Source organism: Desulfobacula sp. (assembly GCF_014237455.1).
GTDB lineage: Bacteria > Desulfobacterota > Desulfobacteria > Desulfobacterales > Desulfobacteraceae > Desulfobacula.
On the sequence record NZ_JABZFL010000002.1, the window covers coordinates 1 to 25,353 of the forward strand.

A 25,353-nucleotide genomic window follows, 5' to 3' on the forward strand; every position below is an offset into this window, starting at 1 on the left:
CCGCGCTGGATGATAATTTTACATTACTTTGCCCGCCAAGTGGCAAACTGGTTAATAATTCCATTGTAGCCGCTCTGTTCCGGCTAGTGGCATGATGCTTTTATGGGAAACTTCAGTTAAAGATATTCTTTTCTTTTGTCTGGGATTGCCTGTCTGAAGAGTTGCATAATATTGATTTTTATGGTTTATCACAGTCATGAAAAAAAGATTTTATTCTCCAAAAAGACCCTATAAAAAATCAGAACACCGGCCGGACATAAAACCAATGAAGCCGGGTTCTGACAAATCTTTAAGACATGTGTTTGAAAAAATAGGAACCCCGGATCAAAATCAGTTCAGACCTGACCCGTTTCAAATTCAAGCCCTTAAAGCGATAAAGCAATCTGACTGCCTGGTAACAGCCCCCACAGGCAGCGGGAAAACATGGATCGCTGAGCAGGTTGCCCGGAAAATAATGCAGCAGAAAGGAAAGGTCTGGTACGCCACCCCTTTAAAGGCGTTGACCAATTCCATTCATGCTCAGTTTTCAAAGCTTTTCGGTAAAGAAAATGTCGGCATTCTCACTGGCGATATTAAAGAAAACACGGATGCCGCAATTGTTATCGGTACTACAGAGATCTTACGGAACCAGCTTTATGATGCCATGCATACCGGTGAAAATTTAACCTTTGATCTGATTATTCTGGATGAAGCCCACTTTCTTGGAGACGAACAGCGAGGCGTGGTCTGGGAAGAAATCATGATCTATCTGCCGGTTCGAATCCCTTTGCTGTTACTGTCGGCAACCATTGGAAATCCGTTTCAGATCGCAAAATGGCTTGAATCTATCAGGGGGAAAAAATGCCATGTCATAGAAGAACATAATCGCCCCGTCCCCCTTTTCCCGCTTTTTTTGCACCCTTCCGGGACCCTGTTCCCTTTGATGCAAAAAAAGATCAAGGGTAAAAAACAAATTCTTCATAAAAAAGTATTTAAATTTGATCATACTAAAAGACCCCGGATGTCATTTGCCGGAAAACTTCCTCCATTTGGAGACATTCTTCGCATCCTGGATAGATATCATCTGTTGCCGGCCATATTTTTTCTAAAATCAAGAGCCGAATGTGATCAGGCCATAAAACTTTGCAATTCAAATTTGTTATCCAGAAATCCGGAAAAAAAAGAGGCTTTGTTTAACAAAATCAATGAACTTACCTCAGGCAATCCGCATCTTGCAAACCACAACCAGCGCAAATACCTGGAACAGACAGCCACAGCCTCCCACCACAGCGGCCATCTTCCGGCATGGAAGGTAGTGGTTGAAACCCTTATGGCAGACGGGTTGCTGGATGCCATGTTTGCCACATCCACAGTGGCGGCAGGTGTCAATTTCCCTGCGCGGTCTGTTGTCGTCCTGAACTCTGACCGGTTCAACGGGGTAGAATTCATGCCGTTAACCCCCAGTGAATTTGCCCAGATGTCGGGCAGGGCCGGAAGAAGGGGAATGGATAACATTGGATTTGGAATTATTTTACCCGGCAAGTTCATGAACTTAAAACATGTTGCAACCTTGAACAACGCCCCGCCCTCAGATATAGAAAGCCAGATAACCATCAATTTTTCCATGGTTTTAAACCTGTTGCTGTCCCATACACCGGATCAGATAAAACCGCTTCTTGAAAAATCATTTGCCTCCTATCTCATCCTGTCAGAAAAGAAAAAAGGGGGAAAAGCAAGGAAAAAATTCGGCCCGGATCTTGAATTTCTCTGGCTTGATTTTATAGATCACATGGACTTTCTGGCCGAAGAAAATTTTGTTACCGATAACGGAAAACTCACTGAGGATGGCCTTTGGGCTTCAAAACTGAGACTTGACTCTCCGCTCCTGGTGGCCCAGAGTATCAGGGAAAATCTCTTGCCACAGACTGATCCTGCTTTATTGGCTGCCATTATTGCTTCCTTTGTCAATGAAAAAGAATTTACAGATGACCCGTTATACAATAAAGCCCTGCCCAAACGATTAAAGGAAGCCTTTCTGAATGCAAGGAAAGGATTAAAACCATTTGCCATTAAATTGCTGAAAAAGGGGTTTGATGCACCCAACCTGTTTATTCAGCCAAGCCTGCTGCTCTATTCCTGGGCTCATGATGAACCCTGGGAAAATCTGGTCACCCAGTCAGATTTTGCAGAAGGAGATTTTGCTCGTTTGATTTTAAGAACCGGTGAAAACTTAAGACAGATATCAAAATTGGAAGAGAGCTTCCCTGTTATTGCCAAAACAGCAAAAGATGCGATAGTGTGTATATTGAAAGAACCGGTTGTGACGTTTTCCAGTGAAACTTAAATTAAAGGAGACTATAATGAAACAGATTTTTTCAAAAAAAGCCCCTGCTGCCATTGGCCCGTACTGCCATGCCATTGTCCATAACGATATGGTATTCTGCTCCGGACAGATCCCCCTTGATCCTGAAACCATGGAGATTGTGGGAACCGATATTGAAACGCAGACAAATCAGGTCATGAAAAATATTGAGGCTGTATTATCAGAAGTTGGTACAAGCCTGGATAAGATTGTAAAGGCCACCATCTTTCTGGATACCATGGATGATTTTTTGGGGATGAACAAGGTATATGAGGCATGTCTTGCGGGCCACAAACCTGCAAGATCCGCATTTGAAGTGGGAAGGCTGCCAAAGGATGCCCTTGTTGAGATAGAGTGCATTGCTGTTATTGAATAAGGAATTTTAAAAAATGACCCGGGATACAAAAAAAGTGATCTATTCCATGATCAATGTGAGTAAATTTCATGGTCAAAAACAGGTGCTCAAAAATATCTCCCTGTCCTATTTTTACGGGGCAAAAATCGGAGTCCTGGGGTTAAACGGCTCTGGTAAAAGTTCGTTGTTAAAAATATTGGCTGGCCTTGATACTGAATTTCCCGGCGAGACAATCCTTTCCAAAGGATTGACCGTGGGTTTACTTGAACAGGAACCCCTTGTTGACAGCCAGAAGACGGTTAGACAGATTGTTGAAGAAGGGGTTAAAGAGACCGTTGCCCTGTTAAATGAATATGAGAAAATCTCAGAAGAATTTGCCAATCCCATGTCTGATGATGAGATGGACAAGCTCATCGAAAAACAGGGAAAAATCCAGGAAAAGCTGGATCATATGGATGCCTGGGACCTTGATTCCAAACTGAAAATGGCCATGGATGCATTGCGGTGTCCCGCCGGGGATACGCCGGTCAATATAATTTCGGGTGGTGAAAAAAGACGGGTTGCCCTTTGCAGGCTGTTACTGCAAAAACCTGACATTCTCTTACTGGATGAACCCACCAACCATCTTGATGCCGAATCTGTGTCCTGGCTTGAAGAACATTTAAGCCGGTATGAAGGAACTGTTATTGCCGTCACCCATGACCGGTATTTTCTGGACAATGTAGCCGGATGGATTCTTGAGCTGGACCGCGGAGAAGGAATCCCCTGGAAAGGCAATTATTCTTCATGGCTGGATCAAAAACAAAAACGGCTGGCCACTGAGCAGAAATCAGATTCCAAACGTCAGCAAACCCTTCAAAGGGAGCTTGAATGGATCAATATGTCTCCCAAAGGCAAACGGTCCAAATCAAAGGCCAGGATCAAGGCCTATGAGGAGCTTTTAAAAAAGGATGTCAAAGACCAGGAACGTACTATGGAAATATTCATTCCGCCAGGTCCAAGACTTGGAGAAAAGGTCATTGTGGCTAAAAATATTTCCAAGGCTTTTGAAGACAAGCTCTTGGTCGAGAATATGAACTTTGTCATCCCCCCGGGCGGAATCGTTGGTGTTGTCGGACCCAATGGAGCCGGTAAAACCACACTCTTCAACATGATCACGGACAAAGAAAAACCCGACTCGGGAACAATTGAACTGGGTCAGAGTGTCAAGCTTGCCTATGTGGATCAGGAAAGAGATACTCTTGATCCTGACAAAACGATTTTCGAAGTGATCTCAGGTGGAAACGATAAAATACTCATTGGCGGCAGAGAATTGAACTCAAGAGCCTATGTGGCAAAATTCAATTTCTCCGGATCTGACCAGCAAAAAAAGGTGAAAGATATCTCCGGGGGTGAAAGAAACCGGGTCCATCTGGCCACCATGCTGAAACAGGAAGCCAACCTTTTGTTATTGGATGAGCCCACCAATGATCTGGATGTCAACACCCTGCGGGCATTGGAAGAAGCCCTGGAAAACTTTGCCGGATGTGCCGTTATTATCAGCCATGACAGGTGGTTCCTGGACCGTATTGCCACTCATATCCTGGCCTTTGAGGGAGACAGTCAGACCCTGTTTTTTGAAGGATCATATTCCGATTATGAAAAAGACCGGGAAAAACGACTTGGGATAAAGGTGGGTCAACCAACCCGGATAAAATACCGGCAACTCACCAGGTGATGATTTAATTTGAAACCATCCATATTAAATAAAGGGATCGCGCAAATCCATATTGCCGTTTTCCTTTTCGGATTTGCAGGGCTTTTCGGCAAATTTTTGTCCTGCAGCCCCCTTTATATTGTCCTTGGAAGAACCTCTTTTGCTTCCATTGCACTCTTTATATTTTCACGATTTTTTTCAAAAACCGTATTGTTTGCTTTTGGTAAAAAAGAAATTTCTTTTTTCATTTTCCAGGGAATCCTTCTGGCGGTTCACTGGTGGAGCTTCTTTCTTTCCATTCAGATTTCAAGTGTGGCTGTAGGGCTTGTCACCTTTTCCACATTTCCTTTATTTGTGACGTTTTTAGAACCCCTGTTTTTCAAAGAAAAGCTGAAAACAATAGATATTTTTATCGCCGGTGCTGTTTTTGTCGGCATTCTTCTTGTTATCCCGAATTTTGATTTTTCAAACAATATCACCAAAGGCGGATTTTTCGGGATCATTTCCGGATTTACCTTTGCACTCTTATCCCTTGTAAACAGGAGAAATGCAAGAATCTCCGATTCTATTGCCGTGGCATTTTATCAAAACCTTTTTGCGGCCATCTTTTTGGTTTTGCCAATCTCGACCCTGAAAGTTGAACCTCCGCAACTCTCCGATCTTCCCAATCTCATCTTTTTAGGCGTTGTTTGCACAGCCCTTGCCCATACATTATTTATAAAATCACTGACCTTTATAAGGGCACAAACCGCAGCCGTCATTGCAGGGCTTGAACCGGTTTACGGAATCATTCTTGCTTTTTTCATGCTCAATGAAATACCCCAGGCAAGAACCCTTGTCGGAGGTTTGATTATCATCGGCACAACCATTCTTGCCGGCCGCCTAAGTCGTGAGAAGGAGGGTAAGCGGAACTGACAGCTGATTAGCAAAAGCATTTTTTCTCGCCGGATATCAATGTCCGGCTCCAAAGGAAATACCGATAAAATTTACTGATAAAATTTACTTGAAATCCGGGTAATTTTTGCGATAGAATAAGGCATACTTCAGAAGCTGGATGAACATCATTTGAAAAATTAAGCGAAGAGACGATCTCAACCTGATTATTTTTATTAAATCCATTATCAGATATAGGTGGACGGTATGAATAATAAAAAGGAAAAGAAAACATTCTTTAGTTTAATGGAGGCCGCAGGAATTACAGTCAACGGAGACAAACCCTATGATATCCAGGTCCATCATGATAAATTCTTTGAGCGTGTTCTACAACAGACCACACTGGGGCTTGGAGAATCTTACATGGACCAGTGGTGGGAGTGCAAGGCTCTTGACCAGTTTATTGAAAAAATATTTTGCGCCAAACTGTTGAGCAAAATACAACAGGACTGGGCCACAACATGGAACATATTTAAAGCCAAGACTTTTAATCTGCAAAATACCAGGCGCGCTTTCATAGTCGGTAAAAAACATTATGATATCGGTAATGATCTTTACCGGAAAATGCTGGATAAACAAATGCAGTATACTTGCGGCTACTGGAAGGATGCCAAGATCCTTGAAGCAGCCCAGGAAGCCAAGCTTTCAATGATTTGCAGGAAACTGAGACTTGAGCCTGGAATGGAAATTGTTGAGCTGGGGTGCGGGTTTGGCGGGTTCGCCAAATATGCTGCGCAAAACTATGGCGTCAGGGTGACAGGATTTACCGTGTCAAAAAAACAGGTTGAATTCGGGAAAAAGCTGTGCCAAGACCTGCCGGTTGAGACCCGGCTGGATGACTTCAGGAAGGCATCCGGGCTCTATGACCGGGTTGTTTCCATCGGACTGATGGAGCATGTAGGATATAAAAATTACCGGACATATATGAAACTGACAAACCAATTATTAAAAGATGACGGTATTGCCTTTGTTCACACCATTGGAAGCAATATCAGCCGCAGAACATGTAATCCATGGACCACAAAATATATTTTTCCCAATTCAGTGCTGCCGTCTATTGCCCAGTTGGGAAAGGCCATGGAAGGATTATTTGTCATGGAGGACTGGCATAATTTCGGGGAAGATTACGATAAAACCCTCATGGCCTGGTACAAGAATTTCAGACAGGCATGGCCGGAATTGAAAAATAAATACGGGGAGCGATTTTTTAGGATGTGGGAGTACTATCTTTTAAGCTGTGCCGGGGGATTTCGATCCAGAAGAATGCAGTTATGGCAGATAGTCATGACCAAGCCCGGAAAAACCAGGCCGGATTGCCGGATCTCATAAAGCTTTATTTGGATGATAGAATCTAAAATAATTGTGGTCGGCGGGGGACCGGCAGGTTCGGCATGCGCAAGGTCCTTGAGACGGGCAGGTCTTGATACCCTGATCCTTGACAAAAAGTCGTTTCCGCGCCAAAAGACCTGTGCCGGATGGGTAACTCCAAAGGTATTCAAAACCCTTGATTTAAATCCAAAAACCTATCCCCATACCCTGAACCGGTTTAACCGGATTCATTTTCATCTGTTCGGTATAGAATTTCCTGTCAGAACATGCCAGTATGCTATCAGAAGATATGAGTTTGATGAATGGATGATCTTGCGTGCCAAAGTTCCTATTTACACCCATAAAGTGAAGCTAATCAGAAAGCACAAGGGATATTATATCATTGATGATACATACCAATGCAGATACCTGGTGGGTGCGGGCGGCACCCACTGCCCTGTTTATAAAAAATTTTTCGGCAAGACAGCGCCAAGGCCAGCAAAGGCAATAATTTCAGCAGTTGAAAAGGAATATCAATGCAATTTTTCAGACAACAGATGCCATATCTGGTATTTTGAAAACCGGCTGCCGGGATATGCCTGGTATCTGCCAAAGGGCAACGGGTGGTTGAACATCGGAATCGGCGGAAAGTTTTTAAAATTAAAGAAGCAAAACAGGACCATCATGGATCACTGGCATCTTTTTGCTAAAAAACTTGTAAAGCTTTCCCTGATAAAACAGGCACCCCACGACCCCAAAGGGCACAATTATTATTTTTTTCATAAAACTCATACCTACAACAGGGACAATCTGTTTATCATTGGAGATGCTGCAGGGCTATCAACCCTGGACATGGGAGAAGGGATACATGCCGCCATTAAAAGCGGGATTATGGCAGCAGATGCCATTGCAAATCATAAACAATTCATGCCCCATGGTTTGACAAAATTCAGCCTGCCCGGTATTTTTCTGACAAAAAATCATTAAAACTTACGGTCTACAAACCTCTTTGTCGTAATATTGTATCAGGGATGCTTATTTAAAAAAGCCCTTTAATACCTTCCTAAAATTCTAAGATTTTCCGATCTCTCCTGAAGTTTTACCATGACAGGTGCAAGGTCAGGGTGTTCAATGTCAGCTTCAATATCTACATAGAACATGTATTCCCAAGGCTTCCCAAGCATGGGGCGTGATTCCAGCTTGACAAGATTGATTTGATATTCTGAAAACACCTTCATCACTTCAAATAACGCTCCCGGCTTATGACCAGTGGAAAAAATAATGGATGTTTTACTTACTTTTTTATGGCCTTTGATCTCTTTGGCAATAATGGCAAACCTTGTGTAATTCCTTGGATTGTCTTCAATAGACTCTTCAAGGATATTCATATTAAAAATCTTTGCAGCCATGGTTGATCCGATAGCTGCAGCCTGTTTGTCATCGGAATCTTTGACGTGCCTCACTGCACTGGATGTGGCCTTTACCGGTATCAGTTCAATATCAGGATATTGGTCCAGGTAATTTTTGCATTGGGAAAATGCCGGAGGCGGCGCAAGGATTTTTTTGATATCATTTTTTGAAACATTTTCATGGACAATTAATGCGTGTTTAATCCTTATGGTAATCTCTCCGATTATTTTGAGATCATATTCCTGGAGCAGATCAAAATTCTCATGGATGGACCCGGAAAGAGAATTTTCCAGCGGAATAACGCCATATTGACAATTTCCGGTTTGGACTCCATGAAAAATATCTTTAAATGTTTTCATGGGGACAGGGGTAACCTCTTCACCGAAATAACCAAGGCTTGCCTTATGGCTGTAAGCACCATATTCGCCGATAAAGGCGGCTGTATTTGAATCTTCGACTTTGGTATTATTGATCATTTCTGATTTTTTCAAATAATCGAAATCAAGCTGTTTACCGACGACCGGTGCAATCACATAGATATCCCGGGTCAGTTGACCAAACTGTTCCGGATAAAGGCTCTGGGGCCCGTCTGAAAGCGCATGATCCGGATCGTTGTGAACTTCAATCATAAGGGCATCCGCCCCTGCTGCCACGGCAGCCCTTGCCATGGGGCTTACTTTTTCCCTGATGCCGGTTGCATGGCTTGGATCAATGATAATGGGCAGATGGGTCAATTGTTTCAGGACCGGAATGGCGGATAGATCCAGTGTATTTCTTGTATAAGGCTCAAAGGTCCTGATGCCTCTTTCACAAAGAATAACATTGTTGTTGCCTCCTGCCATAATATATTCTGCAGACATCAGCCATTCCTGGATTGTAGAGGCAAGTCCCCTTTTCAGCACAACCGGTTTATCCATGCGGCCGACACATTTTAAAAGCTCAAAATTCTGCATGTTACGAGCACCGATCTGAACCACGTCAACATATTTCATCATCAAATCCGCCTGGGACACAGATGTGATTTCCGTGACCACGCCAAGTCCTGTCTTTTCCCTGACATCAGCCAGAATTTTCAAGCCCTCTTCTTCCAGTCCCTGAAAGGAGTATGGCGAAGACCTGGGTTTATATGCACCCCCCCGAAAGAGAACAGCACCATATTTTTTAACCTCTTTTGCAATGGTCATGGCCTGGTCATGGCTTTCAACGGCACAGGGCCCTGCCACAATGACAATCCGGTCTGCCCCCACTACAACATTACCGATTTTCACCTTGGTATCTTCTGATTTAAACTCCCGGCTGACAAGCTTATAGGATGTTTTTATCGGGACAACATCAGCAACCCCGTCTATTTGTTTAAATTCATCCAGGCTCTTTTTGGTTTTGCCGATGATTCCGATTATATTTCTGCCCGCATCCATTATTTCACGTGTGATACACCCTTCATCCGAAATCATGTTTTTAATTTTGTCTTTCTGGTTTTGAGTAATGTTGCTTTCAAGTACAAGAATCATTTTCTCTCTCCTGTTAAATTACATAAAAAAAGGCCCCGGGGAATTTTTCCGGGGCCTGAAAACTAAAAAACCCCGGGTGGCTTAATGTCCACCCGGGGTTTTATTTAACTAAAAAATAAAACGTCACACCGGATGAACGCTCCTAAAAAAGAAAAAGAAGCGTCCAAAATTAAAATTGTTTATGTGTGTCATTTTATTCATTTTTTTAACCAAAATTTTTAAGCACTCTACAGATCATTTCAATTCTTGTCAATATCAAAAATTAACACTAAAATTCATGTTTCTTGAAATAGTCATAAACCGCTGCATTCGTACACACTTCATAATATTTTCTATCGGTCATGGCAATGAGACCAAGATCATGTTCATGAACATTCGGAATGATACCCTCCCGGATGATCAGCCATTGATTTCGACCGGTAACAGTGGGAAAAATCCCTGTAAAAAATTTTATTTTTTCCGATTGAATCTTTGGGATAACGCATTCAACCGGCTTGAGCCTGATCTCCTGGGATAATTTATTAAAGGCCGAGGGATGAAGTTCTATCCCATTGACATTGTATCGCCTGGAAATATCATCGGATGTGGCAACCACATCCTCGTTGGACGCAGTCTGAAAAACATAATTGTTAAACGGTGTATCCATGGAATCCATAATTTTTCTGGCGGCCTTGGAGCACCCTGACAAACGGTCTGCCATATTGATGGCGGATGAGATCATAATCTGAAAGTCACCATCAAAAAAAAGGGTTGGCTGACCCTTCCGGAACGTAATCCCGATACCCACTTCCAGAAAGGGAAAATCATATTTTCTATTTTTACGATTATATTGCTGTATGATCAGAAGAATATGTGTGGCAAGGCCGCATGCCCTGGCGATACTGTACCACCCTTCCGGACTTTCTTGTCTTTCATAGATTCCCAGAATCATGGCATCCCCTTCAACAAAGACCTTGAAAGCCCCATATTCGGGAATAATCTCTGTTATGGGATCAAACATGTTAAGGCTGAAATAGGATGCGGGATTCAATCCCTGCTCTTTCATTTTGTGGACAATATCCGTGGATCCTCTGATATCAACCTTTAATATGGTGTGGCTGATCACCGGCTTTTCTTCGGTGGTTGATTCATGGGAAAGGAGAAATTCGTAAAGGGTGTTGTTTACCCTGGAAAGTCGAATATGATTTTCCTCCTTCACGAGATAAACAAGCGCCATGGCCCTCTCCAACAGCTTGAAATTTTCAAAATCCCTGTGATAACGAAAAAATCCTTTGAAAAACCGTATCAGGTATGCCTCTTTTTGTGAGGTCCGCAAACCTTTAATACGCTTTTGACACCGTTTCAACGATCTCGCGGAAAAGGGGACCTGATTAATTTTTGCCAACCGCTTGAGACGGTTTATACTAACTTTTCTGGTGCCGGGAACTATCATAAACTGTAAAATAACCTGGGGAACCAGGGGAGGACAGTACTCCGGATAGACCGATCTTATCTCATAGGACGCACAGATTCTTTCCACCACCCCGGAAGATTTAAGTTTTTTATAAAAAAACCGCAACATCCGGTGCTGTCTTTGGGCCATCTGCCTGAGGGCCTTCAATTCTTTCCTTTTTTTACCCTGTTTTCTCTGTGCCCTGTACAATTCTCTGGTGGAAACAAAATCAAAAAGGAGGTCAACATTTCCAATCTGTTTTATCCAGGCGTCCACCTGTTTATCACTGACCACACCCCCTGTCCCATGATCTTTTGAACCCTTTTGGGAAAGACCGGGTCTGCCCATGGAGCGCAAATGTTTTTTAATGCTGGATAGCAACAGATCGTACTTATCCGCGTCATCAATGCGCTGACCCGGAAGAATATCATAGGTGTCGATCATGAAATAATCATTATTTTTTTCGATATGTAAAAAGGGATTTAAAAACAGATCTTCGGGCAAAATACTATCCATACCGAAATTTGACTTCCGAATACCATTCAGTTCCTTTTGATCAACATCATTTATATGCTCAAAAATAATTTTCCCAGTGGCCCGGATGATTGGGTCTTTATTCAGCAGAATTTCAGAAAGCTCTGCCTTCAAAACAACGGCATCATCCATATAGAAACGTCCGGAATTCTCCTTTTCCCGGATCAACAATCGGATAGTGGCAATAAATTTATCATAACAGACCGCGATTCCCTGAATCAGCATCTTGGCAACCGCTGTTCGGGCAATGTAATCCACTTGTATTTCCCGCTCCGCCTTTGCACGGTTAATGGCAGAAAGCATCACCTCACGGTAACTGTTTTTAAATTGATTCTTCTCAACAGCACCGCTTCCTTTTCCGGCGATTTCCCTGCCTTTTCCGGGCATGGCATTATCTTCTATGGTATGTAAAATAAACTGGTCTGAAACCTTGCAGAAGGTGTCGCTCAAATATACGTCATATCTGTTGTTGTCCACACCGGGTGTTAATCGATCCAGAGAAAAGGATATGGCATACTCTGTCACCGGGAATTGATCCAGACTGGGTATTTTGGAAGGCCAGACGCTCATTTTAAAGCCTGAATTCTTCTTTGCAGTGGTCACAAAAAGAAGTGGCCAGCATTTGTTTACAGTGAACACACTTATCCGATAGATAGCGTTTCTTGCCCTGCATCTTATCACAATCGGGACAATGCCAGTCTTTGTGTGTTGAAACAAATTTGTTACAATTGGGACATTTGACGGGAACTTTCCTGAAAACCAGATAAAAAATTCCTGAGCCAATAAAAAACGGGCCCAATAATTTAAATTGAAGCGTTGTTGCAAACTGATCAAATTCTGCCGAGCCGGAAAGAATAACCCATAGCAAAAAAAAGATGGCTGTGATTGCAAGAAATTTAAACCGAAAATGAAAAAAAACACTTTTTAATGGTTTTTCCTCCATGTTTTGTAAGCTCCTTATTCCTTTTTATTTATTTTAATAAAAACTTTATTTTACTTGTTCTTTCAGTGTTTGAACCATTCTTTTCATGCCTTCTTCCTGCTAAATTATTCCAAAAAGCGGTCCACCCTTTTTTCCCAATGCATCCACTTTTTCTACCACTTTTTTATCAGATACCAATGGATCGGCATGAAAGGGTTTTATTCTGGCATCTATAATTAAGGGCGGGTTACACGCCCAGTGTTTGAACAGGATTTTTTCATTGACCCCGTAAATGTCATGGGAAGGGTTTGATCTTAAAAAAGTTACCCATAAAAAATTTAAAAATGATTTGGCTGCAAAATCGGCATCATCCACCACCACAAACAGGGGCAGTGAGTCTAAGTCAGTTTGAGTCTGCAAGTACTTTTTCAACCGATTAATTTGTATTTTGCCTTTTGGATATGTTTTAAAACGGGGTCCTTCAAGCACTACCATGCCCGGCGCAGCAATTTTTGGGTGTACAAATTCCTCAGGCAAAGAAAAATTCTGTGAGAATTCAATTTTCAAGTGGCGTCTTTTTTCACCTGCCGCTGCAATCACCAGTTTGGAGCCCTGGTTTATGTCCCTGGTGGAATAATCAAGGGTGTCCATGGTTGTTTTTGTGAAAAAATGGAAATCAGACGCAAAATCAATTCGTTCAAGCATATGGATAAAAAATGCTTTTTCGTCCTTCACGTTCAACTCGGGGTTGTCTTCGTGAGCACAGATCATCAGATATTTTGCCAAAGATAACTGACCCGTACCCAGAATCCTGCTGGCATGGGTTAACAATTCCCTTGGCACCCTTCTTTCATAAGGGACATACCGCTCATGGGCTTTGACAAGAAGCAGGGGGTGAACCCCTGCATCATCTACTGCATTCACGGCAGTAACGCCCGGGATGCTGTCTGGAATCGCCGATCTTGTGATCTCATGGATCAATCTGCCAAAATTGGAATCTTCCTGTGGAGGACGGCCCACCACAGTAAAAGGAAAGATGGCATCTTTCCTGTGATAGACAGATTCTACCTTCACATACGGATACTCGTGTTCAAGGGAATAGTAGCCCAGGTGGTCGCCAAACGGGCCTTCTCTTTTTGTTTTCCCCGGAACAACGATTCCCGTGATACAAAAATCCGTATCCGCAGAAATCAAATAATTATTTTTATTGGCATATTTAAAATTCTTACCGGCAAGCGCTCCTGCAAAGGCAATTTCAGGAAGGCCTTCCGGGAGCGGCATAACAGCAGCCAGTGTATGGGCAGGCGGCCCACCGATAAAGATGCTGACCCGCAAAGCCTGATTTTTCTCAAGGGCCTTTTTATGGTGATTACCGACGCCCCGGTGCAATTGATAATGAAGACCGATTTCTTTGCCTGAATCATAATCATTTCCTGAAACCTGAATCCTGTACATGCCCAAATTTGAACTAAAAATAGAATCTTTTTCAGGATCTTTGGAAAAGACCTGGGGCAACAGGATAAATGCCCCGCCATCCTTTGGCCAGCATTTAATCATGGGAAGATCCTGAATATGGCATCTATTTTTCAGAACTTTGGGGTTGGATATTTTCAAAGGCAGTGAATGGTATACTGCCGGTAGAGCTTTCAATATTTTCCCGGGAGATTTAAAAACCGATCCCAAGTCTGATTTAATATTGACGAGGGCTTTTACAGACGCCAATTGGGGTTCAAAAATTTTAAGCGTTCGCTCCCATGTGCCGAACAGGTTTGATACAGCAGGAAATTTACTATTCATGACATTGGCAAACAATACTGCCGGTCCATTGGCATTAAATACTCTTCTTGTGATCTCAGCCATTTCAAGGTCAGGGTCAACCCGATTGTGAATTTTTACGAGTTCACCCTGTTTTTCCAAGACGTCTATGCAGTGCTTAAGGCTTGAAAATTTCATAATTGACTATTGGGCATAACCCCATTCTTTCAACCGGTTATATGCATACCTGGAATATTTATTGGGTTGATAATTAATCTTTTTCAAATATAGCATGTAGTTATTTGCTGCAGGGTCATTGTCACCTTTCTTATCAAGGCAATATCCCTTGTAAAAGGTCATTTGCGGGTTGCCCGGCAAAAGCTCATCACATTTAGAAAAATTTTGATAGGCCTTCCCATATTTTTTAAGCTCACTGCTTGCAATCCCCGCAATATAATAACCCTGGGCTTCTGCGGGATACAGCTTTTTCGCCGTGTTGGCATATGCCAGGGCCTTTGCCGGTTTTTTCCTGAGCATCAGGCATTTGGACATTAAGATATGAGCCGTATAATCATACTTTAATTTATGGATCGATTTTTTAAACGTATTCTCAGCTTTGTCATACTCCTTTTTGACCAGATGCTTTTCTCCCTGCTGCAAAAGTTCTATGCCTTCTTTTTTAGCCCGTAAGAAAGCAATGTTATCCATATATCTTTCTCGATTCAACGGATAATCTTTTGTCTGCCGGTAAACCCCTTTTTCTCTTTGAACCGCAGAACTTAGCCGTTCCACACTCATTGGATGGGTTGAAAAAAGCACCTGGGCAGAACCCGGGCTTTCTTTGTGCAGAGAGTCAAGCATTTCCATGAGTCCGACAAACCCTTTGGAAGGGTAGCCTGCCTTAACCATATACTCATTGCCAAGATAGTCTGCTTCTCTTTCATTATCCCGGCTGTACCTGGATAAAAGTAATCCCTGGCCCAGCATGCCAAGCTGTTGCGTCAGTTCACCAACCCCAGACCCATGGGAACTTGCTGCAATGGATAAGCCGCTCACAAGCATTGAAGAAAGCCGTCCTTTGGAGATCTGTTCTGCCATATGCCTTGCATTGATATGTCCCAGCTCATGGCCTAACAAAGAGGCCAGTTGCGCCTCATTGTCAAGTTTCAATAAAATTCCTCTTGTTACAGCAATGGAGCCTCCGGGGAATGCATATGCATTAATATAGGTTGCATTCACACAGTGAAAATTATACGGCATATCCGGCCTGTGAACATTTGGCAGCAGTCTTTTGCCAACGTCAGATACATATTGATTAATTTTAGCATCCCGGGTAATGCCGTAATCTGAAGAAAACTGAAAAGATGACTGCTGCTTATCGATCCCGATCTCCTGCTGTTTGGAAACCATCATCAATTGTTTTTTTCCTGTGACAGGGTCAACACCACACCCGGTGAAAAATATCGGGCCTGCAATGGATGCAGACATAAAGGCCCCATATTTTAAAAACAGCCTTCTTGAAATTGGGTTCTTAGATATTGAATTATTCATTTTCCTATTGCAAATCCTATCCTTTGTTCTGTCCATCAGTTTATAAAAACGGGACTAATGCGTTTTCAAAAACAGACTGATAATCAAAAAAATAATACCAAGGCCAAGTAAAAAACAAAAAAACGGCAGCTCATAAATCAGAAAATCGAGTGAATTTTGTACAAAGACAACGTCTATCACCCCTATAATGGCCTCAGAATTGTCTTCTCCGATCATTTTTGAAATCGTTAAATCAACCCAGAAGTTTTTGATTTCCATAAACTTTGAGATGCCGGTGAAAAGCCCCACAAAAAAGCCTGCCAGCAAGGAATAAATCCCAAGTCTTGTCATCATTTTCTTTTTTCCTTATTCCTGAATTTTTAAAAATAGTTTGATGCTGCCTCAATATATTCTGCAAGTATTGCTCAAGTCAAACTATTTTCCCCGAGGCAATCGCATGCAGCGCAAAAACAGCTTAATATTATCTGTAAAAAACACCATATTTTAAATGATTGTTTTGCATTAGGTGGCAAACCCAGATCCGGATTTGATGTATAATTTCAATATCGCTTTACAGGGCATTTAGATATTGCTAAATATATTTTTAAATTATTCTACAATTATCTGAGGTTGGATATCATTCATATTGAAAAAAACTTACGTCGTTAATTGCAACGGTCTATCATACCCGCTGAATTTAAAATTTGAGTGGGAGTTTTTATGAGGAGCACAACAGAATGGCAAAAAAAAAAGCAGACGATCAGCCTTTTGAAAAAACTCTCTGGCTGACAGCAGATAAACTGCGCAAGAACATAGATGCCTCAGAATACAAACACGTTGTTATGGGGTTGATTTTTCTCAAATACATTTCAGACTCCTTTGAAGAGCTTTATGCAAAACTTATCGAAGGAAAAGGAGAATATGAAGATGCCAATCCGGAAGACAAGGATGAATATAAGGCAGAAAGTATTTTCTTTGTTCCTGAAACCGCCCGGTGGAGCTATCTTGCCGCCCATGCAAAACAACCGGATATTGGCAAGCGGATTGATGATGCCATGGTCGTCATTGAAAAAGAAAATCCAACACTTAAAGGTGTTCTGCCCAAAGAATTTGCAAAACCCAACCTTGACAAGCAGTCCCTTGGTCAGCTCATCGATCTTGTCGGCAAAATTGCCCTTGGCGATGCCAAAAGCCGTGCCAAAGATGTTCTAGGACGGGTGTATGAATATTTCCTCGGTCAATTTGCCTTGGCAGAAGGAAGAAAAGGGGGACAGTTTTACACCCCTGAAAGTATTGTTCGGCTGCTTGTAGAGATGTTGGAACCCTATGAAGGAAGAGTTTTTGACCCGTGTTGTGGCAGTGGCGGTATGTTTGTCCAGAGTGAAAAATTTATTGAAAACCACCAGGGGCGACTGGATGACATTTCTATTTACGGCCAGGAGAGCAATCAGACAACCTGGCGGCTGGCAAAGATGAATCTTGCCATCAGAGGAATTGATGCGTCCAATGTTAAATGGAACAATGAAGGCTCTTTTCTCAAAGATGCCCACCCCGATCTTAAATCAGATTACATTATTGCCAATCCCCCGTTTAATATGAGTGACTGGTCAGGCGATCTTCTTTTGGAAGACAGCCGCTGGCAATACGGTACGCCCCCAAAAGGGAATGCCAACTTTGCCTGGGTCCAGCATTTCATCTATCACCTGGCTCCCACGGGCATGGCCGGATTTGTTCTGTCCAATGGGTCTCTTTCTTCCAATACCGGGGGCGAAGGCAGCATCCGAAAAAAAATTGTGGGAAACGATCTTGTGGACTGTATTGTCATGCTGCCCACCCAGTTGTTCTACAACACCGGCATACCCGCCTGCCTGTGGTTTTTAAGCCGTTATAAAAACGGCAATAAAAACAGAAACCGGAAAAACGAGGTTCTCTTTATGGATGCCTCGGACATGGGATATATGATAGACCGTCGCAACCGGGCTTTTGATTATGAAAAGGATATCCTGAAAATTGCCCGAACCTATCATGACTGGAAATCAGCAGACGTCGGTGTCTATAAAGATATCAAAGGATTCTGTAAATCTGCTGATATAGATGAGATTATCAAGCATAAATTTGTTCTAACCCCGGGAAGATATGTGGGGATTCCAGATGAAGTAGATGACGGCATCCCTTTTGAAGATAAAATGAAATCCCTGACCGGGCAGTTAAAAGGACAGATGGAAGAAGCCCAAACGCTTGATATTGAAATTAAAAAACAGCTCTCCAAGATAGGGTTTGAGATATGACAAAAAAACCGGTTGAAACCTCCTACCACTCCCTGGTCGGTGATATTGGAAAACTCCTGGAACAAGGACGCACCCAGGCCATAAAAAAGGTTAACGCCATTTTAGTGGACACGTATTGGCAGGTGGGAAAAAGTATTGTGGAATTTGAGCAGGCCGGCTCCCTGAAGGCTGAGTACGGAAAAGAACTTATGGTCCGATTGTCAAAGGACCTGAAAAACAAGTATGGCAAAGGGTTCAGCCGCTCAAATCTTCAATACATGCGTCTTTTATATGTCCATTACCCAAAACGCCAGACACTGTCTGGTAAATTGAGCTGGTCCCATTATGTTGAACTGCTATCCATCTCCGATGATGCGGGCCGTTCTTTTTATGAAAAACAATGCCTGTCAGACACCTGGTCGGTCAGGGAACTCAAACGCCAGAGGAACGCCTCTTTGTTTGAACGTATTGCCTTAAGCCGGGATAAAAATCAGATTGCAGCTCTTTCACAAAAAGGCCAGACGATCGAGGCCTCAAAGGACATCATCAAAGATCCCTATGTGTTTGAATTTCTGGATATCCCGGAGCATGTTCAAATTGGTGAACGATCATTGGAAAATGCGCTCATTGACAAACTGGGGCATTTTCTTCTGGAACTGGGTAAAGGCTTTGCCTTTATCGGACAGCAATATCGAATGACTCTGGACAACACCCATTATTATGCGGATCTGGTTTTTTATCACCGCATCCTCAAATGCTTTGTCCTCATTGACCTGAAGAGTGGTAAAGTCAACCATCAGGACATTGGCCAGATGAACCTTTATCTCAACTATTTCAAACGTGAAGAAAACATGGCCGATGACAAAGAGCCTATCGGTATCATTCTGGCGGCTGATAAGGATGAAATTCTGGTTGAATATGCCACAGGGTCCATTTCCAATCAGCTTTTTGTATCCAAGTATCAGCTCTACCTGCCTGACAAGCAACTGTTGGAGGAAAAATTGCGATTGTTTATGAAACAGCAGGAGATGAATGATGAGATCTGATATTGGTAAAGATATAAGCGATTGGGAAGAAAAAACCTTAGGCGATATTATAACCTTTCAACGAGGGCATGATTTGCCAAAAACCAAATTTAAAGGTGGACAATATCCAATTATTGGGTCGAATGGTATTATTGGGTATCACAACGAATTTACAACAAAAGAGAATGGGATAACTATTGGCCGAAGTGGGAGCATAGGAAACCCCTTTTTTCATAGAAAAAGGTTTTGGGCTCATAATACCACATTATATGTTAAAGAATTCCATAATAGTGATCCAAAATTTGTATATTATTTTTTAACACAATTAAATTTTCAAAGTTTGAATTCTGGAAGCGCTGTGCCATCTTTAAACAGAAATTACATACATCCTTTTCCGATAAGGGTGCCAAATTTGTCCGAACAAAAAAAAATCGCTAAAATTCTATCGTGTATAGATTCAAAAATCGGCAACCTCCAGCAACAAAACCAAACCCTTGAAAAAATCGCCCAGACCCTTTTTAAACAATGGTTTATTGATTTTAATTTCCCGGATGAAAATGGGAAACCCTATAAGGATAATGGCGGGGAGATGGTTGGATCGGAATTGGGGGAGATTCCGCAAGGTTGGAATACAAGAAAGATACTTGACCTTGTTACCGTGACAGATTTCGTCGCAAACGGTAGTTTTAAATCTTTAAAAGAAAATGTGACAACGTATGATGCTGAGAACTTTGCAATGTACGTAAGACTTGTCGACTATAATAAAGGGTTTACAACAAATTTAAAATATGTTGATAATTTTTCATATAATTTCTTAAAAAAATCAAAATTGCATGGTGATGAGGTTATTATTTCAAATATTGGAGCTAATGCAGGCACAGTATTCAGACCGCCATCATGGTTAAATATACCAATGACATTGGGAAGTAATTCGATTATGTTTTTTTCTAAAGATTACACTGAATATCTTTATCATTATCTTTTCACAAATATTGGTAAACATACGTTGCATTCCATAATAGGAGGAAGTGCACAACCCAAATTTAATAAAACTGATTTCAGAAATATTGAATTGATTATTCCTGAAGATGGTTTGGTATTGAAATTTAACAAAATAGCAATACATATAAGAGATAAGATTTTTAATAATAATGGCCAAATCCAAACCCTAACCAATACCCGCGATACCATGCTACCCAAACTCATGTCCGGTCAAATCAGGGTCAGTGACTAATGGAAAAACTCAGGGACACCATATCCACCTATGATGCCTGGGAAGGCTTAAGCACCTATATCAATCGGATTGAAACTTTTCTTGAAAGTGATTTTATTTCCTCAGTTGAAAACGGCAAAGCCCTGATCGAATCCATCTGTAAAACCATTTTATCCAAAACTTCTGAACCCTATGGAGAGACCGACTCCATCAACAAACTGGTTTCCAGAACCCTGAAACACCTGGGGATCTTTGCAGAAAACCAGATTTCAAAATTTGGCAGCGGCATGGTAACGGCCATGCAGAATCTGGGAGAGTTAAGAAACAACCATGGAGAGACCTCCCATGGAAAATCAATCGATGAATTGAAGAACAATAAGCTTGAGAAACTCAGCGCAGCTTTTCTGGTCAATTCCATTGAGGTGATGGCTGTTTTTCTCATTGAATATTATGAAATTGAATTTCCAAATAAAAAAAACAAGAAAGAAGAGAAAATTGACTATTCTGAGTTTAATGAATTCCTGGATGATGAATATGGAGATGTCGATGTAATAGGCATTCCTTATCCCACAAGCGAAGTCCTGCTTTCTGTGGACACCACTGCATATGGTGTGAAATATCAGGAATATCTGGGAGATTTGGATGAAACTATCTGAAAACAAAATTGAATCCTTTGCCATTGAGCTGTTCCGACAGGAGGCTTATGAATATGTTTACGGCCCTACCATGGCACCGGACGGGGAAAAACCGGAACGAGCCTCTTATACGGAAGTTATTTTAAAAAACAGGCTCACCCATGCGGTGAATATGTTGAACCCGTCCATCCCGGATGCTGAAAGGCTGCAGGCTATCCGGGAAATCTCCACAATGGCCTCCCTTGATCTGGTCAACACCAACGAAATCTTTCACACCTTTTTGACCAATGGAATAGAGGTTGAGTATCAAAAAGATGGGGACACACGGGGGGACAAGGTCTGGCTTGTTGATTTTGATACACCTGAAAACAATGAGTTTTTGGTGGTGAACCAGTTCACCGTGACAGAAGAAAATGTTAACAAACGGCCGGATATTGTCCTGTTTGTCAATGGTCTGCCTTTGATTGTTATGGAACTGAAAAATCCGATTGATGAAACTGCAACCCTTACCACGGCATACAAGCAGCTTCAGACCTATAAAACAGTGATTCCTTCCCTGTTTGTCTTTAACAGTTTATTGGTGATTTCAGATGGTTTGGATGCCCGGGTCGGTTCTTTGTCTTCAGGATTCAACCGTTTTTCCGCCTGGAAAACAAAGGACGGGAAAATTGAAGCCTCAAAGCTTGTTAACCAACTGGAAATCCTGATCTGCGGTATGCTCAATAAAAAGACCCTTCTGGATCTGATCCGGTATTTTACTGTGTTTGAAAAATCCGGAAAAGAGGATTCTAAGACCGGTATGACCATGGTTCAGACCGAGAAAAAGATCGCCTACTATCATCAGTATTTTGCTGTAAACAAAGCGCTTGAGTCCGTTATCAGGGCTTCTTCAGCAAGGCCTGCAAATGAACTGGCTGTAAGAGAAGAGCCTGCGGTTTATGGTCTTCCCACGGTCCAAAATCAGAAAAAAGGGGACAGGAAGGGCGGCGTAATCTGGCATACCCAGGGAAGCGGTAAATCCCTGAGCATGGTCTTTTTCACCGGTAAATTGGTATTGACACTGAATAACCCTACAATAGTGGTTATGACCGACAGGAATGATTTGGATGACCAGCTTTTTGACACCTTTGCTGCATCCCGGCAGTTGCTGCGACAGGACCCGGTTCAGGCAGAGAACAGAAATGCACTCCAGGAACTGTTAAAGGTGGCTTCCGGTGGGATCGTGTTTACAACAGTTCAAAAATTTTCACCTTTAAATGGAGAAGCCATATACCCACTGCTATCGAACCGGTCCAATATTGTGGTCATTGCAGATGAGGCCCACCGCAGCCAGTACGGGTTCAAAGCAAGAGAAGTGGATATAAAAGATGAGAACGGCAATGTGACCGGGAAAAAGACCCTTTACGGATTTGCCAAATATATCCGGGATGCCTTACCCAATGCTACCTTCGTCGGATTTACGGGTACGCCGGTGGAACTTACAGATAAGAATACCCCTGCGGTATTTGGAAACTACATTGATATTTATGATATTTCCCAGGCGGTAAAAGACCGCGCCACCGTTAAAATTTATTATGAAAGCAGACTTGCCAGGATCAAGATTGATGAAGAAGGTCAAAAAATGATTGATGAACTGGATGAAGATCTGGAGAAAGAAGATATATCAGCCACGGATCAGGCAAAGGCCAGGTGGACCCGAGTGGAAGCCATTGTGGGATCAAAGGACCGGGTGGCCCATATTGCTAAAGATATGGTAACTCATTTTGAAGCGCGACTTTCCGTGTTTGAAGGCAAGGCCATGATTGTTGCCATGACCCGACGGATTGCTGTTAAACTTTATGAAGAAATTATTAAGCTTAAGCCTGAATGGCACAGCACTGATCTTGATAAAGGGGCTATCAAGGTTGTGATGACTGCCTCGTCATCGGACGGCCCGAAGATGGAAAAACACCATACCAGCAAGACCCAACGACGGCGTTTGGCAGACCGGTTCAAAGATCCGCAAGATTCACTTAAGATTGTTATCGTCCGGGATATGTGGCTCACCGGATTTGATGCGCCGTGTCTACACTCCCTTTATATTGACAAGCCCATGAAGGGTCACAGCCTGATGCAGGCAATTGCCAGGGTAAATCGGGTGTACCTTGACAAACCCGGCGGTTTAATTGTGGATTATATTGGAATTGCCTCTCATTTGAAAAAGGCGCTCTCTTTTTATACGGCCAGCGGGGGGAAAGGCAAGCCCACTGAAACCCAGGAAGATGCCACCAATTTGATGCTTTCAAAGCTTGAAACAATTGAACAGATGTTGGAAAAACTACCCTATGGCACTTATTTCTCTACCGATATGAAAGAAAAATTATCCATCATCCTTAAAACAGAAGAATATATTCTCGGGTTGGATAATGGAAAAGACAGGTTTGTCAACGAAGTCACTGCCCTTTCAAAAGCCTTCTCCCTTTCCATTCCTTCGGATGAGGCCATGGATATCAAAGAAAAAGTTTCTTTTTTTCAGGCGGTAAAAGCAAGGCTTCAAAAATTTGGTATCAGAGAAGGCGCAATGACCTCCGATGAAATTGGAACTGCTATTCGCCAGGTCATTGACCAGGCGGTTGTTTCTGAAAAAGTGATTGATATCTTTGATGCAGCCGGGATTAAAAAACCCGACATCTCAATATTGTCTGATGAATTCATGGATGAAATCAAAGGCATGGAACATAAAAACCTTGCCCTTGAGCTATTGAAAAAACTTCTCAACGATGAAATCAGATCCAGGAAAAAAACCAATCTTGTCCAGAGCAGAAAGCTTTTAGACCTTTTGGATACCGCAGTCAAAAAATATCAGAACGGGCTTCTGACTTCCACAGAAGTCATAGAAGAATTGATCAAGCTTGCCAAGGATATTAAACGAGCTGATCAACGGGGCGAAGAGCTTGGTCTATCAATCCATGAACTGGCATTCTATGATGCCCTGTCCCAGAATCAAAGTGCCCGTGATGTCATGGGAACAGATAAGCTGCGGGAGCTTTCCGCAGTGCTGGTGGAAAAAATTAAAAGCAATGTCACCATTGACTGGAATATAAAAGAGAATATCAGGGCTAAAATGAAAGTCATTGTAAAGCGATTGCTGCGTAAATACGGCTATCCCCCTGATATGCAGGCTCTTGCAACAGAAATGGTATTAGATCAGGCAAACCTGTTTTCAGATTTTCATGTAAATGGCGGTAACTTATGAAAAATAAAAACACGAAGAACAAAGACCCTCTTATCAGCATGCTTAATGCTGCTTCTAAAGATGATTTAATTGAACTGATTAAAGAATTGATGGGAACCGATCTGTCAATTCGTAGAATTTGTATCAATCATTTAAAGGAAAAAGTCACAGTAAGCTCATCTGTAACTGCTGATGCTGATTCTTCTGTGGCACTGACACTTTGGCATGAAGTCGAGCCTGAATTATCAGAACTTGATGAATATGGGGGCGGTGATTACAGCTTGATGGAAGATGTAGGGGAAGGCTTGTATGAGCTGTATAAAAAGCTCAAGGAGGTAACCTTAACTGATGAAGACAGGTATGAGCTACTAAATGAAGTGATGTCTTATATTGAAAGCGGCAATGCGGGAATGGACGACAGCTTGTATGACATAGCTTATGCTTTATGTAAAAATGATGAAAGCTTAAAAGAGTTGGCAGAACGATTTGAAAACCTTAAGCGAGATTGGCCTATAGAAAACGCAAGAGGTATATACAGGAGAATCGGGGAGCATAAAAAATATCTTGAACTTCGTTTACTCGAAATGAAGTATGGTATGGACTATTATGACTTAGCTTCATATTATTGGGAGACTGGAGAAAAATCAAAAGCTGTTGAAACTGCTCAAAAAGGTATGAAATTTGGTCAGGGCAGAATGGATGAGCTTAAAATATTCCTGGCTGAAAGAGCAAAGGAAGCAGGAGATCGCGATACATACCTGGAATATTATTTTTCCCAGAAAACAGACAGCCTTACCTTGTCTTCATATAAAGAAATCAAAAAGGAATGCAAAAAAGAAGAGTGGGGAAAATATGAACCAAAGCTCCTTAAGATAATGAAAAAAAATTTTAATATCCAGGCCGTAAAAATTCATCTGTACCGGCAGGAATATGAAGCAGCTCTTCAATACTTCAAGAAGGATAGAAGATTGTCTTATTATGGCTCCCATGAGGTATTTTCTGTAGCAGAAGAACTTGAAAATCGATATCCGGAACAAATCCTCAGGTTTTATAAATTATTTGTTGGCAATCTTAATACATCTGCAACCAGAAAAACCTATTCAGAAAATGCTGTTGCAGTTGCAAGAGTTCGACGGGTTATAGTGGATGTTATGGAAAAAACAGATAAATGGAAAAAATACGCATTACCAATAAAATTAAACAACGATAGAAGACCCGCCTTTCAGGATGAATTTGAAAGGGTTATCCCTGATTGGAAGAGCTTATAGAGAA

18 protein-coding genes are annotated in these 25,353 nt (G+C 42.1%); 12 read left to right on the forward strand and 6 right to left on the reverse strand.

Going from position 1 to position 25,353, the window contains the following annotated elements:
- Window positions 1-196: 196 nt before the first annotated feature.
- The 6 genes from HGJ91_RS00095 to HGJ91_RS00120 all read left to right on the forward strand — a co-directional run bounded on the left by HGJ91_RS00095 (window position 197) and on the right by HGJ91_RS00120 (window position 7,620).
- Window positions 197-2,323 (forward strand): DEAD/DEAH box helicase, encoded by a 2,127-nt coding sequence (locus tag HGJ91_RS00095; RefSeq protein ID WP_291345625.1) that lies wholly within the window; start codon window positions 197-199, stop codon window positions 2,321-2,323.
- A gap of 16 nt (window positions 2,324-2,339) precedes the next feature.
- Window positions 2,340-2,717, forward strand: a complete 378-nt coding sequence (locus tag HGJ91_RS00100) for a RidA family protein (protein WP_291345626.1) — start codon at window positions 2,340-2,342, stop codon at window positions 2,715-2,717.
- Between the two features lie 13 nt (window positions 2,718-2,730).
- Window positions 2,731-4,413, forward strand: coding sequence for an energy-dependent translational throttle protein EttA (gene ettA / locus HGJ91_RS00105; RefSeq protein WP_291345627.1), 1,683 nt, complete (start codon window positions 2,731-2,733; stop codon window positions 4,411-4,413).
- A gap of 9 nt (window positions 4,414-4,422) precedes the next feature.
- Window positions 4,423-5,307 carry a DMT family transporter gene (locus HGJ91_RS00110; protein ID WP_291345628.1) on the forward strand — a complete coding sequence of 295 codons (885 nt, stop codon included), beginning with the start codon at window positions 4,423-4,425 and terminating at the stop codon, window positions 5,305-5,307.
- A gap of 225 nt (window positions 5,308-5,532) precedes the next feature.
- Window positions 5,533-6,654, forward strand: a complete 1,122-nt coding sequence (gene cfa / locus HGJ91_RS00115; protein WP_291345629.1) for a cyclopropane fatty acyl phospholipid synthase — start codon at window positions 5,533-5,535, stop codon at window positions 6,652-6,654.
- A gap of 12 nt (window positions 6,655-6,666) precedes the next feature.
- Window positions 6,667-7,620, forward strand: coding sequence for an NAD(P)/FAD-dependent oxidoreductase (locus tag HGJ91_RS00120; protein WP_291345630.1), 954 nt, complete (start codon window positions 6,667-6,669; stop codon window positions 7,618-7,620).
- 65 nt (window positions 7,621-7,685) lie between these two features.
- Here HGJ91_RS00120 and aroF read toward each other — a convergent pair whose 3' ends face one another.
- The 6 genes from aroF to HGJ91_RS00150 form a co-directional block, all read right to left on the reverse strand.
- Entirely contained in the window at window positions 7,686-9,554 is a 1,869-nt protein-coding gene (aroF, locus tag HGJ91_RS00125; RefSeq protein WP_291345631.1) for a 3-deoxy-7-phosphoheptulonate synthase, read from the reverse strand.
- A 268-nt stretch (window positions 9,555-9,822) separates the two neighbouring features.
- Complete coding sequence (locus tag HGJ91_RS00130) at window positions 9,823-12,090, reverse strand: hypothetical protein (RefSeq protein ID WP_291345632.1); 2,268 nt, start codon at window positions 12,088-12,090, stop codon at window positions 9,823-9,825.
- A gap of 1 nt (window position 12,091) precedes the next feature.
- On the reverse strand, window positions 12,092-12,463 hold the full coding sequence (locus HGJ91_RS00135) for a hypothetical protein (RefSeq protein ID WP_291345633.1): 372 nt from the start codon (window positions 12,461-12,463) through the stop codon (window positions 12,092-12,094).
- Between the two features lie 99 nt (window positions 12,464-12,562).
- A complete protein-coding gene (locus tag HGJ91_RS00140; RefSeq protein ID WP_291345634.1) occupies window positions 12,563-14,395 on the reverse strand; it encodes a UbiD family decarboxylase in 1,833 nt (610 codons plus the stop codon).
- A 6-nt stretch (window positions 14,396-14,401) separates the two neighbouring features.
- Entirely contained in the window at window positions 14,402-15,748 is a 1,347-nt protein-coding gene (locus tag HGJ91_RS00145) for a M48 family metalloprotease (protein WP_291345635.1), read from the reverse strand.
- 54 nt (window positions 15,749-15,802) lie between these two features.
- Window positions 15,803-16,081: a hypothetical protein gene (locus tag HGJ91_RS00150; RefSeq protein ID WP_291345636.1), complete on the reverse strand. Its 279-nt coding sequence runs from the start codon at window positions 16,079-16,081 to the stop codon at window positions 15,803-15,805.
- A 383-nt stretch (window positions 16,082-16,464) separates the two neighbouring features.
- Here HGJ91_RS00150 and HGJ91_RS00155 point away from each other — a divergent pair, with 383 nt between their 5' ends.
- The 6 genes from HGJ91_RS00155 to HGJ91_RS00180 are packed head-to-tail and all read left to right on the forward strand — an operon-like array spanning window position 16,465 to window position 25,349.
- Window positions 16,465-18,015, forward strand: a complete 1,551-nt coding sequence (locus tag HGJ91_RS00155; RefSeq protein ID WP_291345637.1) for a class I SAM-dependent DNA methyltransferase — start codon at window positions 16,465-16,467, stop codon at window positions 18,013-18,015.
- Window positions 18,012-19,040 carry a PDDEXK nuclease domain-containing protein gene (locus tag HGJ91_RS00160; protein WP_291345638.1) on the forward strand — a complete coding sequence of 343 codons (1,029 nt, stop codon included), beginning with the start codon at window positions 18,012-18,014 and terminating at the stop codon, window positions 19,038-19,040. The genes HGJ91_RS00155 and HGJ91_RS00160 overlap by 4 nt, the downstream gene beginning before the upstream one ends.
- Window positions 19,027-20,253: a restriction endonuclease subunit S gene (locus HGJ91_RS00165; RefSeq protein ID WP_291345639.1), complete on the forward strand. Its 1,227-nt coding sequence runs from the start codon at window positions 19,027-19,029 to the stop codon at window positions 20,251-20,253. Before HGJ91_RS00160 ends, HGJ91_RS00165 begins: the two co-directional genes overlap by 14 nt.
- Window positions 20,253-20,888, forward strand: a complete 636-nt coding sequence (locus tag HGJ91_RS00170; RefSeq protein ID WP_291345640.1) for an abortive infection family protein — start codon at window positions 20,253-20,255, stop codon at window positions 20,886-20,888. The genes HGJ91_RS00165 and HGJ91_RS00170 overlap by 1 nt, the downstream gene beginning before the upstream one ends.
- On the forward strand, window positions 20,875-24,102 hold the full coding sequence (locus HGJ91_RS00175; protein WP_291345641.1) for a type I restriction endonuclease subunit R: 3,228 nt from the start codon (window positions 20,875-20,877) through the stop codon (window positions 24,100-24,102). Before HGJ91_RS00170 ends, HGJ91_RS00175 begins: the two co-directional genes overlap by 14 nt.
- A complete protein-coding gene (locus tag HGJ91_RS00180; protein WP_291345642.1) occupies window positions 24,099-25,349 on the forward strand; it encodes a hypothetical protein in 1,251 nt (416 codons plus the stop codon). Before HGJ91_RS00175 ends, HGJ91_RS00180 begins: the two co-directional genes overlap by 4 nt.
- Window positions 25,350-25,353 lie beyond the last annotated feature (4 nt).